Source organism: Halorhodospira neutriphila (assembly GCF_016584055.1).
Lineage (GTDB): Bacteria > Pseudomonadota > Gammaproteobacteria > Nitrococcales > Halorhodospiraceae > Halorhodospira > Halorhodospira neutriphila.
This window is the reverse complement of sequence record NZ_NRSH01000057.1, coordinates 1-13,944: the sequence shown is the minus strand read 5'-3', so window position 1 is coordinate 13,944 and position 13,944 is coordinate 1. Positions and strand designations below refer to the sequence as shown.

Sequence of the window (13,944 nt, the reverse complement as noted above, 5' to 3'; positions counted from 1 at the left end):
CCGAGGCGCCCGAGCGCGAGCAGCAGGCCGACACCCGGGGCGACGCCGCCGCCGAGGCCGCGGCGCTCTACCAGCGGCTGCGCCAGCCCCGCCAGCCGTCGAAGCGCTTCCTCAACGCCCGCACCCGCGCCCACGAGGCGGCCGCCTACATGGAGGCCTGGAGCCGCAAGGTCGAGGCCGTCGGCAACCTCAACTACCCCAGCGCGGCCCGCCGCCGCGGCCTCTCGGGGCGGCTCATCCTGGAGGTCACCCTCCGGCCCGACGGCTCCGTCGAGGCCGTCCGCGTCGTCGAGCGCTCGCGCCACCGGCTGCTCGACGAGGCGGCGGTCCGCACCGTCCGGCTAGCGGCCCCCTTCAGCGAGATCCCGGAGGAGGTCCTCGACGGCCACGACCAGCTGGTGATCACCCGGACCTGGGAGTTCGTCGACGGCGGGCGCCTCGAGACGCACTGATTGGCGCCGCGGGCCTTGTGAAAAGCGCGCGGGGTAACGGATACTGGAGGCATGAGCGAGCGGGATCTCCACAATGGCGGCGATTGCCTGGCGAATCACTTCCTGATCGCCATGCCGGCCCTCGACGACCCCAACTTCGCCCAGACGGTCACCCTCGTCTGCGAGCACTCCGCGGAGGGGGCCATGGGGATCGTCATCAATCGCCCCACCGAGGTCACCCTCGAGGACCTCTTCCAGCACCTGGAGCTGGAGATCCACGACAGCCGGGCCAAGGAGCGGGTCGTCTACGCCGGCGGCCCCGTGCAGCGCGACCGCGGCTTCGTGCTCCACCCCCCCGGCGAGGAGTGGGACGCCACCCTGCGGATCTCCGAGGAGATCGCCGTGACCACCTCCCGCGACATCCTCGCCGCCCTGGCCCGCGGCGAGGGGCCGGAGCGCTGCCTGGTCGCCCTCGGCTACGCCGGCTGGGGGGCGGGCCAGCTGGAGGAGGAGATGGGCCAGAACGCCTGGCTCTCCGGCCCGGCCTCGCCGGAGGTGGTCTTCGACACCGAGTCGGCCCAGCGCTGGCGGGCGGCCGCCGCCGGGATCGGCGTCGATATCGCCCTGCTCTCCTCGGAGACCGGCCATGCCTGAGCCGGGCGAGGACGGCACCCTCCTCGCCTTCGACCCGGGAGAGCAGCACATCGGGGTCGCCGTCGGCGAGCGCCTGCTCGCCAGCGCCCGCTCCCTGGGCAGCCTGCCGGCCCGGGCGGGGCAGCCCGACTGGCGGCAGGTCGCCGAGCTGATCGAGCGCTGGCGCCCCCGGGCGCTGGTCGTCGGCCTGCCGCTGCACGCCGACGGCAGCGACTCGACGAGCACGGCCCTCGCCCGCCGCCTCGCCGGGCGCCTCCACGGCCGCTTCGGCCTGCCCGTGGCGACGGTCGACGAGCGCCTCTCCTCCCACGAGGCGGCGCTGCGCCTCGACCCGCGCACCCGGCGGCGGGACCCCACGGCCGTCCACGGCGAGGCGGCGAGCGTCATCCTCGAGACCTACTTCGCGCAAGGCGCCGCATGAGCGAACGCGAGCTCGACGTCCCGCCGCTGCTCGAGCGCATGGCGGCCGGGCTGACCCGTGAGCTGGAGCGCCGCGACGGCGGCCCGCCGATCCTCGTCGGCGTCCACACCGGCGGGGTCTGGGTCGCCCAGGCCCTCCACGAGCGCCTGCGCGCCCGCCCGCCGCTCGGCACCCTGGAGGTCGCCTTCTACCGCGACGACCACGCCACCTCGGGGCTCAAGGCGGCGGTGCGGACCTCGGAGGTGCCCTTCACCGTCGACGGGCGCACCGTCATCCTCTGCGACGACATCATCCACACCGGGCGCACCGCGCGGGCCGCGCTCAACGCCCTGTTCGACTACGGCCGCCCGGCGGCGGTGCTGCTCGCCGTGCTCGTCGACCGCGACGCCCGCGAACTGCCCATCCAGCCCGATGTCTGCGGCGAGTGCCTCGAGCTGGCGGCCCGCCAGCGCCTCAAGCTCCACGGCCCCGACCCGCTGCGGCTGACCCTCGAGGAGGCCTCGCCGTGAGCGTGCAGCTCGACGCCCAGGGCAACCTGCGCCACCTGCTCACCACCGAGGGGCTGCCGCGGGAGCTGCTCACCCGGATCCTCGACACCGCCGGGTCGTTCTCGGGGGTGATCGGCAAGTCGGTCAAGAAGGTCCCGCTGCTGCGCGGCCGGACCATCATCAACCTCTTCTTCGAGCCGAGCACCCGCACCCGGACGACCTTCGAGCTCGCCGCGCAGCGCCTCTCCGCCGACGTGCTCAACATCGACGTGGCCAGCTCCTCGACGAGCAAGGGCGAGAGCCTGCTCGATATGCTGCGCAACCTCGAGGCCATGCAGTGCGACGCCTTCGTCGTCCGCCACGCCGACAGCGGCGCCGCCGAGTTCATCGCCCGGCACGCGGCGCCGGGGGTGGCGGTGGTCAACGCCGGCGACGGGCGCCACGCCCACCCGACCCAGGCGCTGCTCGACGCCTTCACCATCCGCCACGAGAAGGGGGCGCTGGAGCCGCTGACCATCGCCATCGTCGGCGACATCCTCCACTCCCGCGTGGCGCGCTCGCAGATCCACGCCCTGCGCGGGCTCGGCGCCGGCGAGATCCGGGCGATCGCGCCGCGGACGCTGCAGCCGCGGGGCATCGAGCAGCTCGGCGTGCGCCTCTACGAGGACATGGACGCCGGCCTCGAGGGCGCCGACGTCGTCATCATGCTGCGCCTGCAGCGCGAGCGCATGCGCGGCGCCCTGCTGCCGAGCGAGGGCGAGTTCTTCAGCCGCTACGGGCTCACCGAGCAGCGCCTCGAGCGCACCCACCCGCAGGCCATCGTCATGCACCCCGGCCCGGTCAACCGCGGCGTCGAGCTCGACCCCCGGGTCGCCGACGGCCCGCGCTCGGTGATCCTGCAGCAGGTCACCAACGGCATCGCCGTGCGCATGGCGGTCATGTCCATGGTCCTCGGCGGCCAGGGCGAGGCCGCCCCGGCGAGCATCGAGGAGGTGGCCGGGTGAGCCGCCTGACGATCCACGGCGGCCGGGTCGTCGACCCCGAGAGCGGCCGCGACGAGGTCGCGGACCTGCACATCGGCGACGGGCGGGTGCTCGCCATCGGCCCGGCCCCGGACGGCTTCGCCGCCGAGGCGCGCCTCGACGCCGCCGGGCAGCTGGTCATCCCGGGGCTGGTGGACCTGGCGGCGCGGCTGCGCGAGCCGGGCGCCACGCGCAAGGGCGGGATCATCCCCGAGGCGCGGGCCGCGGCCGGCGGCGGGGTCACGACCCTCCTCCAGCCGCCGGACACGAGCCCGGTCACCGACACCCCCTCGGTGGTGGAGCTCATCCACAGCCGCGCGCAGAGCGCCGACGGCGCCCGGGTCCGCCCCCTCGGGGCGCTGACCCAGGGCCTGGCCGGCGAGCGCCTCGCCGAGATGGCGGCGCTGCGCGACGCCGGCTGCCCGGCGATGGCCGACGGCGGGCGGCCCGTCACCAACGGCCTCGTCCTGCGCCGCGCCCTGGAGTACGCGGCGACCTTCTCGCTGCCGGTGGTGCTCACCCCCGAGGACCCGGACCTCGCCGCCGGCGGCCACGTCCACGACGGCGAGACCGCCACCCGGCTGGGGCTGCCGAGCCAGCCGGCGGCCACCGAGACCGCGGCGCTCGCCCGCATCCTCGCCATCGCCGAGGAGAGCGGCACCCCGGTCCACCTCGGCCGGCTCTCTACGGCCCGGGGCGTGGAGATGGTCGCCGCGGCGCAGCAGGCCCGGCTGCCGGTCACCGCCGATGTCGCCATCCACCAGCTCCTGTTCACGGAGCACGACTGCGCCGGCTACGATACCCGCGCCCACGTCCGGCCGCCGCTGCGCAGCTCGGCGGACCGCGACAGGCTGCGCCGGGGCGTGGCCGACGGGACGCTCCAGGCCGTCTGCTCCGACCACCAGCCCCACGACCCCGACGCCAAGGACTGCCCCTTCGCCGACAGCGAGCCGGGGATCAGCGGGGTCGACACCCTCCTCGCCCTGACCCTGCGCCTGGTCGATGAGGGGCTCCTGTCGGTGCCCGAGGCGATCCGGCGGGTGACCGCCGGCCCCGCCCGCGCCCTGGGCCTCGAGGCCGGCACCCTCGCCCCGGGCGCCGCAGCGGACGTGGCGGTGGTCGACCCGCGCGCCCGCTGGCGCGTCACGCCGGAGAGCCTGCGCAGCCGCGGCCACAACACCCTGCTCACCGGCTGGGATCTCGCCGGGACGGTGACGGCCACGGTGGTCGGCGGCCGAACGGTCCACGTCCGATAAACATGATCTTCTAGCCCGGAGGCAACCGTGAGCAGCAACTCGCCCTACGTCATCGACGTCACTGCGGAGACCTTCAAGGAGCAGGCGATCGACGCCTCCACGCAGCAGCCTGTCCTGATCTACTTCTGGGCGCAGTGGTGCGGCCCGTGCCAGAGCCTCAGCCCGCTGCTGGAGCGGCTCGCGGACGAGTACCAGGGGGGCTTCCAGGTCGCCAAGGTCGACTGCGACCAGGAGCAGCAGCTGGCCATGCAGGTCGGCGTCCAGAGCCTGCCCACGGTGCTGCTGGTCAAGGACGGGCAGCCCGTCGACCAGTTCACGGGGGCGCTCTCGGAGAGCGAGCTGCGCCAGTGGCTCGACCAGTACGTGGAGGCGCCCCAGGCCGACCCCCTGGAGCAGGCCCGGGGGCTGATGGCCGAGGGCCGGGCCGCCGAGGCCGTCCCCTACCTGCGCGCGGCCCGCGAGCAGCGCAGCGACGACGCCAGCGTCACCATCGACCTGGCCCGCGCCCTGCTCCAGAGCGGCGAGAGCGACGAGGCCTTCGCCCTCGTCGAGGGGCTGCCCTCCCAGGAGCAGCAGGACCCGCGGGCCCAGGGGATCCTCGCGCGCAAGGAGTTCGCCGAGCGGGTGCGCGACCTGCCCGGCACCGAGACCCTCGAGCAGCGCGTCGAGGCCGACCCCGGCGACGGCCAGGCCCGCCTCGAGCTGGCCCTGCGGCTCGTGGTCGCCGGCGGCGAGCTCGAGGCCCTCGACCACCTGCTGCACCTCGTCCAGCGCGACCGCCAGCGCCGCGACGAGGCCCACGACCTGGCGCTCAAGGTCCTCGGCGTCCTCGGCCCGGAGCACCCCGAGGCGCGCCGCTACCGCCAGCGCCTCTTCCAGCTGCTCTACTGAGGGGCGCCGCCCCTCACCCCTGCTGCTCCCGGAAGGCGTCGCCGGCGAGCCCGCTGCGCTGGAGCACCCGCTGGACGAAGGCGCGCGTCTCGTGGGGCGCGTGGCGGTAGAGCAGCCAGCGCAGGTCCTTGAGGCTCTGCAGCCGCGGGTTCGAGGTCAGGTGGCGGTGGACGTTGCCGGGGCCCCAGTTGTAGGCGGCGAGGGCGAGCCAGAGCCCCAGGGGATCGCCGTAGGCGGCGTAGCGCTCCCGGAGGCGGGCCAAGTAGTGGCTGCCGACGAGCAGGTTCAGGCGCGGCTCGGCCAGGGCGGCCGGGCTGATCCCCTGGTCCCGGGAGACGCGCTCCGCCCACTCGGGGACCGCGTCCCGGACCTCGGCGGCCGCCACCGGCCGGATCTGCATCAGCCCCACGGCGCCGGCGCTGCTCACGACGCCGGGCCGGTAGTCGCTCTCCGTGCGCGCCACCGCCCGGATCAGGGCCGGCTCGAGGCCGGAGCGCTCGGCCGCCTCGGCGACGAGCCGGCGCAGCCTCGGGTCGGCGATGGCGCGGTTGGAGCCGAGCCACGACGAGCGCCCCCGGCGCTGATAGGCGTTGATCACCGCCTGGATCACGGCCCGGGGGACCTCGGGCAGCAGCGCCGCCGGCCTCGGGGCGAGCACGGCGGCTACGGCGCCGCCGCCCTCCGCGGGCAGGGCGGCGCTCTCCCAGGGGGGGCTCTGCAGGGAGTGGGCGGTGATGGAGGCGGATACCAGCGCCCCCATCCCGAGCAGGGTCGACAAGGCCATCCGAAGCATACGGGGAGACTCCTCTCCGCTATTCCCTGAATTATAGCATGGAAAAAGACCGCGCCCCGATCGGCGCCGCGGGTTCGACGCGGCGCCGCATCCGCCGTATCATCCAAGATGCCGGCACCGCAGAGGCCGTGGAGCAGCGCTGAACGGGACCCCGATGACCGAGATCGCCGCACGCCTTGAGGCCGTCCACCGACGGGTCCGCGCCGCCGAGGCCGAGTACGGCCGCCGGCCCGGCAGCGTCGCCGTGCTCGCCGTCGGCAAGCGCCACCCGAGCGAGGCCCTGCGGGCGGCCTACGCCGCCGGGCAGACCGCCTTCGGCGAGAACTACCTCCAGGAGGCGCTCGCCAAGCAGGAGGCGCTCGCCGACCTCGAGCCGGTCTGGCACTTCATCGGCGGCCTGCAGTCGAACAAGACCGCCCCGGTGGCGCAGGCCTTCAGCTGGGTCCACACCGTCGACCGGGCCAAGATCGCCCGGCGGCTCGGCGAGCAGCGCCCGGACGGGCTCCCGGCGCTCAACGTCTGCCTGCAGGTCAACGTTAGCAGCGAGCCGCAGAAGGCGGGGTGCGACCCCGGCTCGCTGCCCGAGCTCGCCGCGGCGGTCGCCGAGCAGCCGCGCCTGCGCCTGCGGGGCCTGATGGCCATCCCCGCCCCGGCCGCGGGCCTCGAGCAGCAGCGCCGCCCCTTCGCCCGGCTGCGCGGGCTCTACGAGCAGCTCCGCGGGCAGGGCTTCGCCCTGGACACCCTCTCCATGGGCATGACGGAAGACCTCGAGGCGGCGGTCGCCGAGGGCTCGACCCTGCTCCGCATCGGGACGGCGATCTTCGGCCCGCGCGAGGCCGAGGCAACGGAAGGAGGGCAGCAATGAGCACCGAGTCGCAAATCGCCTTCATCGGCGGCGGAAACATGGCCCGCTCCCTGGTCGGCGGGCTCATCGCCGACGGCTACCCGGCGCAGCGGATCACCGTCAGCGAGCCGGAGCCCGAGCGGCGCGAGCAGCTCCGCAGCCGCTTCGGGGTCGCCGTCACGGCGGACAACGGCGAGGCGCTCGAGGGCGCCGACGCCGTGGTCCTGGCGGTCAAGCCGCAGACCGTCCGCACGGTCGCCGAGGAGATCGCCCCTGCCCTGGGCCAGGCGGGCGCCGTGGCCATCTCCATCGCCGCAGGGGTCCGGCTGGCCGACCTGCAGCGCTGGCTCGGCCCGCAGGCGGCCGTGGTCCGGGCCATGCCCAACACGCCGTCGCTGATCCAGAGCGGGGCCACGGCCCTGATCGCCAACGCGCAGGTCAGCGCCGCGCAGCACAGCCTCGCCGAGTCCCTGCTGCGCGCGGTGGGGCAGACGCAGTGGCTCACCGACGAGGCGCAGATGGACGCGGTCACCGCCATCTCCGGCAGCGGCCCGGCGTACTTCTTCCTGCTCATGGAGGCGCTCGAGGAGGCCGGCGTCGAGCTGGGGCTCGACCGGGAGACGGCGCGGCTGCTGACCCTGGAGACCGCCACCGGCGCCGCCCGGATGGCCCTGGAGTCGGAGGACACCCCGGCCCGCCTGCGCGAGCGCGTCACCTCCCCCGGCGGCACCACGGAGCGCGCCCTGGGGGTGCTCGACGACGCCGACCTGCGCGGCGCCATCCAGCGCGCCGCCGAGGCCGCCGCCCACCGCGCCCACGAGCTAGGCAACCTGCTGGGAGAGCAGTAGATAATGGCATCGAGCTACGTCACCAACCCCCTGATCTTCCTCATCGGCACCGTCTCCTCGCTCTACATCCTGGCGGTGATGCTGCGCTTTTTGCTGCAGACGGTGCGCGGCGACTTCCTCAACCCCATCTCGCAGTTCCTGGTGCGCGCCACCTCGCCGGTGCTCAACCCCATGCGCCGCTTCATCCCCGCCTTCCGGGGCGTCGACCTGGCGGCGATCACCCTGATGTTCGTCCTGCAGCTGCTCGCCCTCTACCTGATCTTCCTGCTCGCCTACGGCCAGCAGCCCCCGCTCGGCGGGCTGGTCATCGAGTCCGTGGGGCGGCTCCTGGGGCTGCTGCTCAACCTCTACACCGTGCTGATCCTCATCGGGGTGGTCGTCAGCTGGGTCAACCCCACCGCCCACCACCCGGGGCTGCACCTGCTCGAGCAGCTCACCGGCCCCCTCCTGCGCCCGATCCGCTCCTACATGCCGGATCTCGGGGGGATCGACCTCTCCCCGCTGGTCGCCCTGGTCCTCCTCCACCTGGCGCGGATGATGGTGGTCTACCCGCTGCGCAGCCAGCTGCCGATGCCGGCCTGAGCCCGGGATGCCCTGGGCGAGCATCGACGAGCTGGGCCGCCTGACCCTCCGGCTGCGCGTCACCCCCCGCGCCAAGCAGGAGGGCCTGGCGGTCGACGGCGAGCGCCTGCGGGTCCGGCTCAAGGCCCCGCCCGTGGACGGCAAGGCCAACGCCGCCCTGGCCAAGCTCCTGGCGAGGCGCTTCGGGGCGGCGAAGGGCGCGGTGCAGCTCGTCGCCGGCGAGCGCGGGCGGGAGAAAACCGTCCGCATCGACGCCCCCTCGAGCTGGCCCGAGGAGCTGCCCGGGCCGCCCGATGGCTTGTCCCTGCCGGACGTTCGCCGCTAGACTGCGTCATCCTTGCTCCATGAGCGGATTGTCGATGGTCAGAAGCCCGCCGGCCGACTCCGTCGGACTCGTGACCCAGCATAAGGCCGTCTTCGAGGAGCCGCTGCCCCTCGACTGCGGCCGCGAGCTGCCCGGCTACGAGCTCGTCTACGAGACCTACGGCGAGCTCAACCGCGAGCGGACCAACGCCATCCTGGTCTGCCACGCCCTCTCGGGGAACCACCACGCCGCCGGCTACCACTCCGAGCACGACCGCAAGCCCGGCTGGTGGGAGACGTGCATCGGCCCCGGCAAGCCGCTGGACACGAACCGCTTCTTCATCGTCTGCAGCAACAACCTCGGCGGCTGCCACGGCTCGACGGGGCCGGCGAGCATCAACCCGGAGACCGGCGCGCCCTACGGCGATCAGTTCCCGGTGGTCACGGTCCGGGACTGGGTGCGCAGCCAGGCGCGCCTCGCCGACCGGCTGGGCATCCGGCAGTGGGCGGCGGTGGCCGGCGGCAGCCTCGGCGGCATGCAGGCGCTGCAGTGGGCCATCGACTTCCCCGGCCGGCTGCGCCACGCCGTCGTGATCGCCGCCGCGCCCCGGCTCTCGGCGCAGAACATCGGCTTCAACGAGGTCGCCCGGCAGGCGATCATGAGCGACCCGGAGTTCCACGGCGGGCGCTACTACGACTACGGCGTCTCGCCGCGGCGGGGGCTGGCGGTGGCGCGCATGCTCGGCCACATCACCTACCTCTCCGAGGACGCCATGCGCGCCAAGTTCGGCCGCGACCTGCGCGGGGGCATGAGCTACGACTACGAGGAGGTCGACTTCGAGGTCGAGAGCTACCTACGCTACCAGGGCCAGCGCTTCGTCCAGGGCTTCGACGCCAACACCTACCTGCTCATGACCAAGGCGCTCGACTACTTCGACCCGGCCGCCGAGCACGGCGACGACTTCTCGGCGGCCGTCGCCGGCATCCAGTGCTCGACGCTGCTCCTGTCGTTCTCCAGCGACTGGCGCTTCCCCCCCTCCCGCTCCCGGGAGATCCTGCGCGCGCTGCTCGAGCGCGAGAAGACCGTCAGCTACATCGAGGTCGAGGCCACCCAGGGCCACGACGCCTTCCTCATGCCCATCCAGCGCTACCTCGAGGGCTTCGCCGCCTACATGGGCAACGTCGCCCGGGAGGTCGGGGCGTGAACCCGCTGCGCCGCGAGCTGGAGATCGTCGCCGACTGGATCGAGCCCGGCTCCCGCGTCCTCGACCTCGGCTGCGGCGACGGGGCGCTGCTCGAGTACCTCGTCGAGCGCAAGGGGGTCACTGCCTACGGCCTGGAGATCGACCCGCGCAAGGTGAACCGCTGCCTCGAGCGCGGGGTCAACGTGGTGCGCGCCGACCTCGACGAGGGGCTCGGCGACTTCCACTGCGACAGCTTCGACCACGTCATCATGAGCCAGACGATCCAGGCGGTGCGCTACCCCGACAAGCTCATCGAGGACCTGCTGCGGGTCAGCCACCACGGCATCGTCACCTTCCCGAACATGGGCTACTGGCGCCTGCGCGTGCAGCTGCTGCTCGGCGGCTCGATGCCGCGCAGCCCCGCCCTGCCCAACGCCTGGTACAACTCGCCGAACATCCACCTGTGCACCGTGCGCGACTTCGAGCAGCTGTGCGCGAGCATGGGGGTGGAGATCGTCGAGCGCCGCCTGCTCGACCGGGCCCACCGCTCGACCCCGCTGATCGACCTCGCGCCGAACCTCCTCGGCGAGGTGGCCATCTACCGTTTCGTGCGCGGCACCCAGTCGCTGTAGAATCCTCCCTGTTGAGCGGCCCGCCGCGCAGGGCAGCCGGGGGCCGCGCCAGCCACAGGGACCAGACCGCGAACGCCTATGCAGCCCGAGTACGTCCGCTACAACCAGACGGTGGTGGAGCGCCGGCGCTCGCCGTACCAGGAGATCGTCATCGCCCACGACCCGAGCCTGGGCCACCTGCTCTACCTCGACGACGACCTGCAGATCGCCGACGCCGACGAGCCGTACAACCAGGCGATCACCCGCCCGCTCGTCGAGGGCGGGGCGCTCGGCGAGGTCCTCATCCTCGGCGGCGGCGACGGCGGCGTCCTGCGCGCGGTGCTCGACGCCGGGGCGCGGCGGGCGGTCCTGGTGGATATCGACGGCGAGGTCATCGCCCTCGCCCGGCGCTACCTGCCGAGCCTCTGCGGCGACGCCTTCGACCGGCCGGGCGCCGAGGTCGTCGTCGGCGACGCCTTCGCCTACCTGGACGACGAGGCGCAGTGGGACGGCATCATCTACGATCTGACCATGGACCCCATCCGCGAGGATCAGCCGCGCACGGAGTTCATCAAGGAGGTCCTCGCCAAGGTCGCGCAGCGCCTGCGCCCGGGCGGCGTGATGGCCATGCAGTGCTGCGGCGCCGACGAGCCCGGGCTGCGCGAGGAGATCCGCGCCGGGCTTGAAGGGACCTTCGAGGCTTGGGGAGACTGGGAGGCGAAGATCCCTTCCTTCGATGTCCCCTGGATCTTCGCCTGGGCCCGAACGAGGGAGGAGCAGCGGTGACCACCTGGCTTGTGACCCACCCCGCCTGCCTCGGCCACGACGCCGGAGACGGGCACCCCGAGAGCCCGGAGCGGCTGCGCGCCATCCTGCGCGCCCTGGAGGATCCGACCTTCGAGTTCGTGCTGCGCGAGCAGGCGCCCCGGGCGAGCGTCGCGCAGCTCGAGCTCGCCCACGACCCGGAGCACGTCCGCTCGGTGCTCGACGCCGTCCCGGAGACGGGCCACGCCCCCTTCGACCCCGACACCCGGCTCGGCCCGGGCAGCGGCGAGGCCGCCCTGCGGGCCGCCGGGGGGGTCTGCCACGGCGTGGACGGCGTCCTCCAGGGCCTGGCCCACCGCGCCTTCTGCGCCGTGCGCCCGCCGGGCCACCACGCCGAGTCCGATCGGGCCATGGGCTTCTGCTTCTTCAACAACATCGCCGTCGGGGCCGCCCACGCCGTGGCGCAGTACGGCCTCGAGCGGGTGGCCATGGTCGACTTCGACGTCCACCACGGCAACGGCACCGAGCAGATCAGCCGCGGCCGCCGGGGGCTCTACTACTTCTCCACCCACCAGCACCCCCTCTTCCCCGGGACCGGGATCCCCTCGGCGGACCCGCCGGCGAACATCGTCAACGCCACCCTCGCCGAGGGGGACGGCTCGGAGCGCTTCCGGGCGGTCTTCGCCGAGCAGATCCTCGACCGGCTCGACGCCCTGCGCCCGGAGCTGATCCTCGTCTCCGCCGGCTTCGACGCCCACCGCTCCGACCCCCTGGCGACGCTGCAGCTCGACGAGTCCGACTTCGGCTGGGCGACCCGCGAGCTCGTCGCCATCGCCCGGCGCCACTGCGAGGGCCGGGTCGTCTCGGTGCTCGAGGGCGGCTACAGCCTCTCCGCCGTCGGGCGCTGCGCCGCCGCCCACCTCGAGGCGCTGATGATGTAGGCTCACGGCGGCCCACACGATGGCCGAGGCGCAGGTCATGGGCCAAGGCGGGCGGCTCAACGTGACGGCCTGAGGCGACCGAGAAAGGGGAATGCGATGACGAACCGACCCGGAGGCGGGGAGTACAAGCCGCGCTTCACGCGCTTTCGCCGCCAGAGCAAGCGCTCCTCCCTGCTCTACTACCTCCCCATCCAGGACGCCGACAGCGGTGCCCGGCTCGGGCTGCTCGCCGACCTCTCCCCCGGCGGCCTGCTCATGCTCGGCGAGCAGCCCCACCGCACCGGGGAGCGGCTGCGCCTGCGCCTCGAGGGGCCGGCCGACAGCGAGCTCACCGAGGGGCTGGCCCTCTCGGTGGACGCCGAGGTCCGCTGGTCCGCCCCGGACGTCAACCCCGCCTACCACGCCACCGGGGTCCGCTTCCTCAACGTCGACGAGCAGGCCCAGGCGCGGATCGAGGCCCTGCTGACGCGCCTCGGCATGGCCGGAGAGGCGCCCGAGTAGGCGCCGGCGCCGCCCCTCAACCCCCCAGCGAGAGCGACAACCGAGAGGAGAGACGCGAGGATGGCCAGCGACAGCCCCCAGGAGACCAACGACCCCCGGCCGGTCTCGGACCACCGCGTCCGCGCCCACTACAGCCGCGAGCAGGTGCAGCAGTGGCGCGACGCCGCCGGCGAGCACCACCAGCGGTGGTTCGAGGTCATGAACAACCCCTACGGCAAGGACTGATCCGGCCGGAGCGGCGCCTAGCCGGCGGGGACCCGCGGGTTGAGGCTGTAGGCCACGGTGATCGCGGCCTGGCCGAGGAGCCGGCCGCGCAGCGCGGCGAGCAGCGCCTCGCCGCCGAAGGCCCCCGCTACCGGCGCCCGCGGGCAGTCGAGGGCGTAGAGCGTGAAGACGCAGCGGTGGGGGATCGAGTCGTTCCACGGCGGGCAGGGCCCGTCGTAGCCGAAGTACGTCCCCGCCATCTCGGCGCTGCCGGCGAAGAGCTCGGTGTAGCTGTTGACCCCCTGGCGGGCCCCGTAGGGCGCCTCCGGCCCCGGCTTGCCGCCGGCGACGACCCCGTCGGCGAAGGCGCCCTCGGGGATCGCCCCGAGCGCCGGGTCGAGGTCCACCAGCAGCCAGTGGAAGAAGTCGAGCCGCGGCAGGTCGGCGGGGATCTCGCGGTCGCCGCGGTTGGCGTCGCCGAGCTGGCTCGGCGCGTCCGGGTCGTGGCAGACCAGGGCCAGCGAGCGCGTGCCCGGCGGCAGGCCCTCCCAGCCGAGGTGCGGGCTGCGGTTGCGCCCGTAGCGGGCGTGCGCCTGCGCGTCGCGGGCGCAGAAGGCGCAGCGCTCGGGGAGCGCCCCCCCCTCTTCCAGGCTCTCGCTGATCAGGCGCACGGCCACCCCCCTGGCATCTCGGCGGCAAGCCCCTCTACCCTGAACCGGGCGTGATCGAGGCGCCCACCATTCTAGCGCCGCAGGAGCCCACGATGACGAGCCGCCCGCTGCTGCTCGCCTACGGCACCCTCCTGGACCAGCCCAGCGACCCCCAGGCCGAGGCGGCCGTACGGCGCCACACCCGCGACCGGGGCGCCGCCTCCGTGCCGGCCCGGCTCTACGACCTCGGGCCCTTCCCCGGCGCCGTCCCCCTCGGGGCGGACGAGGAGCCGGCCGCCGCCCGGGTCTACGGGCGGCTCCTCGAGCTCCTCGCGCCGCGGCGCGTCCTCCCGGTGCTCGACGCCTACGAGGACTGCGACCCCGAGCGCCCCTACGCGGGCCTCTACCGCCGGGAGCAGGCCGTCGCCGTGCCGCTCGCCGCCCCGCAGGGGCCGCGCCCCTGCCTGGTCTACTGGCTCAATCGGCGCCCGCCCGGGGCGCCGCTGATCGCCGGCGGCGACTGGCTCGAGCACGTCCGGGGCCGGCCGCTGGCCG

General features: G+C 74.1%; 20 protein-coding genes. 18 read left to right on the top strand and 2 right to left on the bottom strand.

From position 1 onward, the window contains the following. The 7 genes from CKO13_RS06525 to trxA form a co-directional block, all read left to right on the top strand. Window positions 1-452 (top strand): energy transducer TonB (locus tag CKO13_RS06525; RefSeq protein WP_200258150.1); only part of this gene is annotated, 452 nt, incomplete at its 5' end. Between the two features lie 51 nt (window positions 453-503). Beyond that, the gene (locus CKO13_RS06520) at window positions 504-1,085 is read left to right on the top strand and encodes a YqgE/AlgH family protein (RefSeq protein ID WP_200258147.1); all 582 of its coding nucleotides are present in this window, start codon (window positions 504-506) and stop codon (window positions 1,083-1,085) included. Continuing rightward, a complete protein-coding gene (gene ruvX, locus CKO13_RS06515) occupies window positions 1,078-1,506 on the top strand; it encodes a Holliday junction resolvase RuvX (protein WP_200258144.1) in 429 nt (142 codons plus the stop codon). Before CKO13_RS06520 ends, ruvX begins: the two co-directional genes overlap by 8 nt. Further along, a complete protein-coding gene (gene pyrR / locus CKO13_RS06510; RefSeq protein WP_200258135.1) occupies window positions 1,503-2,015 on the top strand; it encodes a bifunctional pyr operon transcriptional regulator/uracil phosphoribosyltransferase PyrR in 513 nt (170 codons plus the stop codon). The genes ruvX and pyrR overlap by 4 nt, the downstream gene beginning before the upstream one ends. Next, window positions 2,012-2,998 carry an aspartate carbamoyltransferase catalytic subunit gene (locus CKO13_RS06505; protein ID WP_200258132.1) on the top strand — a complete coding sequence of 329 codons (987 nt, stop codon included), beginning with the start codon at window positions 2,012-2,014 and terminating at the stop codon, window positions 2,996-2,998. Before pyrR ends, CKO13_RS06505 begins: the two co-directional genes overlap by 4 nt. Then, window positions 2,995-4,272: a dihydroorotase gene (locus tag CKO13_RS06500; protein ID WP_200258129.1), complete on the top strand. Its 1,278-nt coding sequence runs from the start codon at window positions 2,995-2,997 to the stop codon at window positions 4,270-4,272. The genes CKO13_RS06505 and CKO13_RS06500 overlap by 4 nt, the downstream gene beginning before the upstream one ends. A 27-nt stretch (window positions 4,273-4,299) precedes the next feature. Next, window positions 4,300-5,163, top strand: a complete 864-nt coding sequence (gene trxA / locus CKO13_RS12990; RefSeq protein WP_200258127.1) for a thioredoxin — start codon at window positions 4,300-4,302, stop codon at window positions 5,161-5,163. 13 nt (window positions 5,164-5,176) lie between these two features. On the opposite strand, the gene CKO13_RS06490 is transcribed toward trxA, so the two are convergent. After that, window positions 5,177-5,956, bottom strand: coding sequence for a lytic transglycosylase domain-containing protein (locus tag CKO13_RS06490; RefSeq protein WP_200258124.1), 780 nt, complete (start codon window positions 5,954-5,956; stop codon window positions 5,177-5,179). A 154-nt stretch (window positions 5,957-6,110) separates the two neighbouring features. Between CKO13_RS06490 and CKO13_RS06485 the strand changes: the two genes are divergently transcribed. The 10 genes from CKO13_RS06485 (at window position 6,111) to CKO13_RS06440 (ending at window position 12,760) form a co-directional block, all read left to right on the top strand. Beyond that, the gene (locus tag CKO13_RS06485; protein WP_200258116.1) at window positions 6,111-6,821 is read left to right on the top strand and encodes a YggS family pyridoxal phosphate-dependent enzyme; all 711 of its coding nucleotides are present in this window, start codon (window positions 6,111-6,113) and stop codon (window positions 6,819-6,821) included. Beyond that, entirely contained in the window at window positions 6,818-7,648 is an 831-nt protein-coding gene (gene proC, locus CKO13_RS06480; protein ID WP_200258113.1) for a pyrroline-5-carboxylate reductase, read from the top strand. The genes CKO13_RS06485 and proC overlap by 4 nt, the downstream gene beginning before the upstream one ends. Window positions 7,649-7,651: 3 nt before the next feature. Next, a complete protein-coding gene (locus CKO13_RS06475) occupies window positions 7,652-8,230 on the top strand; it encodes a YggT family protein (protein ID WP_200258110.1) in 579 nt (192 codons plus the stop codon). Window positions 8,231-8,237: 7 nt separating this feature from the next. Next, window positions 8,238-8,555 (top strand): DUF167 domain-containing protein, encoded by a 318-nt coding sequence (locus CKO13_RS06470; RefSeq protein ID WP_200258095.1) that lies wholly within the window; start codon window positions 8,238-8,240, stop codon window positions 8,553-8,555. Between the two features lie 34 nt (window positions 8,556-8,589). Further along, entirely contained in the window at window positions 8,590-9,738 is a 1,149-nt protein-coding gene (gene metX, locus CKO13_RS06465; RefSeq protein WP_200258092.1) for a homoserine O-succinyltransferase MetX, read from the top strand. Then, window positions 9,735-10,349, top strand: a complete 615-nt coding sequence (metW, locus tag CKO13_RS06460) for a methionine biosynthesis protein MetW (RefSeq protein ID WP_476702776.1) — start codon at window positions 9,735-9,737, stop codon at window positions 10,347-10,349. The genes metX and metW overlap by 4 nt, the downstream gene beginning before the upstream one ends. Before the next feature lie 78 nt (window positions 10,350-10,427). Next, window positions 10,428-11,114, top strand: coding sequence for a spermidine synthase (locus tag CKO13_RS06455; RefSeq protein WP_200258089.1), 687 nt, complete (start codon window positions 10,428-10,430; stop codon window positions 11,112-11,114). Next, window positions 11,111-12,034: an arginase family protein gene (locus tag CKO13_RS06450; RefSeq protein ID WP_200258085.1), complete on the top strand. Its 924-nt coding sequence runs from the start codon at window positions 11,111-11,113 to the stop codon at window positions 12,032-12,034. Before CKO13_RS06455 ends, CKO13_RS06450 begins: the two co-directional genes overlap by 4 nt. Window positions 12,035-12,130: 96 nt before the next feature. Beyond that, on the top strand, window positions 12,131-12,535 hold the full coding sequence (locus CKO13_RS06445; protein WP_200258082.1) for a PilZ domain-containing protein: 405 nt from the start codon (window positions 12,131-12,133) through the stop codon (window positions 12,533-12,535). Between the two features lie 60 nt (window positions 12,536-12,595). Then, window positions 12,596-12,760 (top strand): hypothetical protein, encoded by a 165-nt coding sequence (locus CKO13_RS06440; protein ID WP_200258079.1) that lies wholly within the window; start codon window positions 12,596-12,598, stop codon window positions 12,758-12,760. Between the two features lie 17 nt (window positions 12,761-12,777). On the opposite strand, the gene CKO13_RS06435 is transcribed toward CKO13_RS06440, so the two are convergent. Further along, window positions 12,778-13,410 (bottom strand): YbhB/YbcL family Raf kinase inhibitor-like protein, encoded by a 633-nt coding sequence (locus CKO13_RS06435; protein WP_200258077.1) that lies wholly within the window; start codon window positions 13,408-13,410, stop codon window positions 12,778-12,780. 92 nt (window positions 13,411-13,502) lie between these two features. Here CKO13_RS06435 and CKO13_RS06430 point away from each other — a divergent pair. Beyond that, a partial coding sequence (locus tag CKO13_RS06430) for a gamma-glutamylcyclotransferase family protein (protein ID WP_200258074.1) occupies window positions 13,503-13,944 on the top strand: 442 nt, incomplete at its 3' end.

Excerpts from the sequence above, each read along its gene's own strand:
- proC (WP_200258113.1), top strand. The coding sequence starts at position 6,818 with ATGAGCACCGAGTCGCAAATCGCCTTCATCGGCGGCGGAAACATGGCC.
- metX (WP_200258092.1), top strand. The coding sequence starts at position 8,590 with ATGGTCAGAAGCCCGCCGGCCGACTCCGTCGGACTCGTGACCCAGCAT.
- CKO13_RS06520 (WP_200258147.1), top strand. The coding sequence starts at position 504 with ATGAGCGAGCGGGATCTCCACAATGGCGGCGATTGCCTGGCGAATCAC.
- CKO13_RS06475 (WP_200258110.1), top strand. The coding sequence starts at position 7,652 with ATGGCATCGAGCTACGTCACCAACCCCCTGATCTTCCTCATCGGCACC.
- CKO13_RS06485 (WP_200258116.1), top strand. The coding sequence starts at position 6,111 with ATGACCGAGATCGCCGCACGCCTTGAGGCCGTCCACCGACGGGTCCGC.
- pyrR (WP_200258135.1), top strand. The coding sequence starts at position 1,503 with ATGAGCGAACGCGAGCTCGACGTCCCGCCGCTGCTCGAGCGCATGGCG.
- CKO13_RS06470 (WP_200258095.1), top strand. The coding sequence starts at position 8,238 with ATGCCCTGGGCGAGCATCGACGAGCTGGGCCGCCTGACCCTCCGGCTG.
- CKO13_RS06455 (WP_200258089.1), top strand. The coding sequence starts at position 10,428 with ATGCAGCCCGAGTACGTCCGCTACAACCAGACGGTGGTGGAGCGCCGG.
- CKO13_RS06445 (WP_200258082.1), top strand. The coding sequence starts at position 12,131 with ATGACGAACCGACCCGGAGGCGGGGAGTACAAGCCGCGCTTCACGCGC.
- CKO13_RS06490 (WP_200258124.1), bottom strand. The coding sequence starts at position 5,956 with ATGCTTCGGATGGCCTTGTCGACCCTGCTCGGGATGGGGGCGCTGGTA.
- ruvX (WP_200258144.1), top strand. The coding sequence starts at position 1,078 with ATGCCTGAGCCGGGCGAGGACGGCACCCTCCTCGCCTTCGACCCGGGA.
- CKO13_RS06440 (WP_200258079.1), top strand. The coding sequence starts at position 12,596 with ATGGCCAGCGACAGCCCCCAGGAGACCAACGACCCCCGGCCGGTCTCG.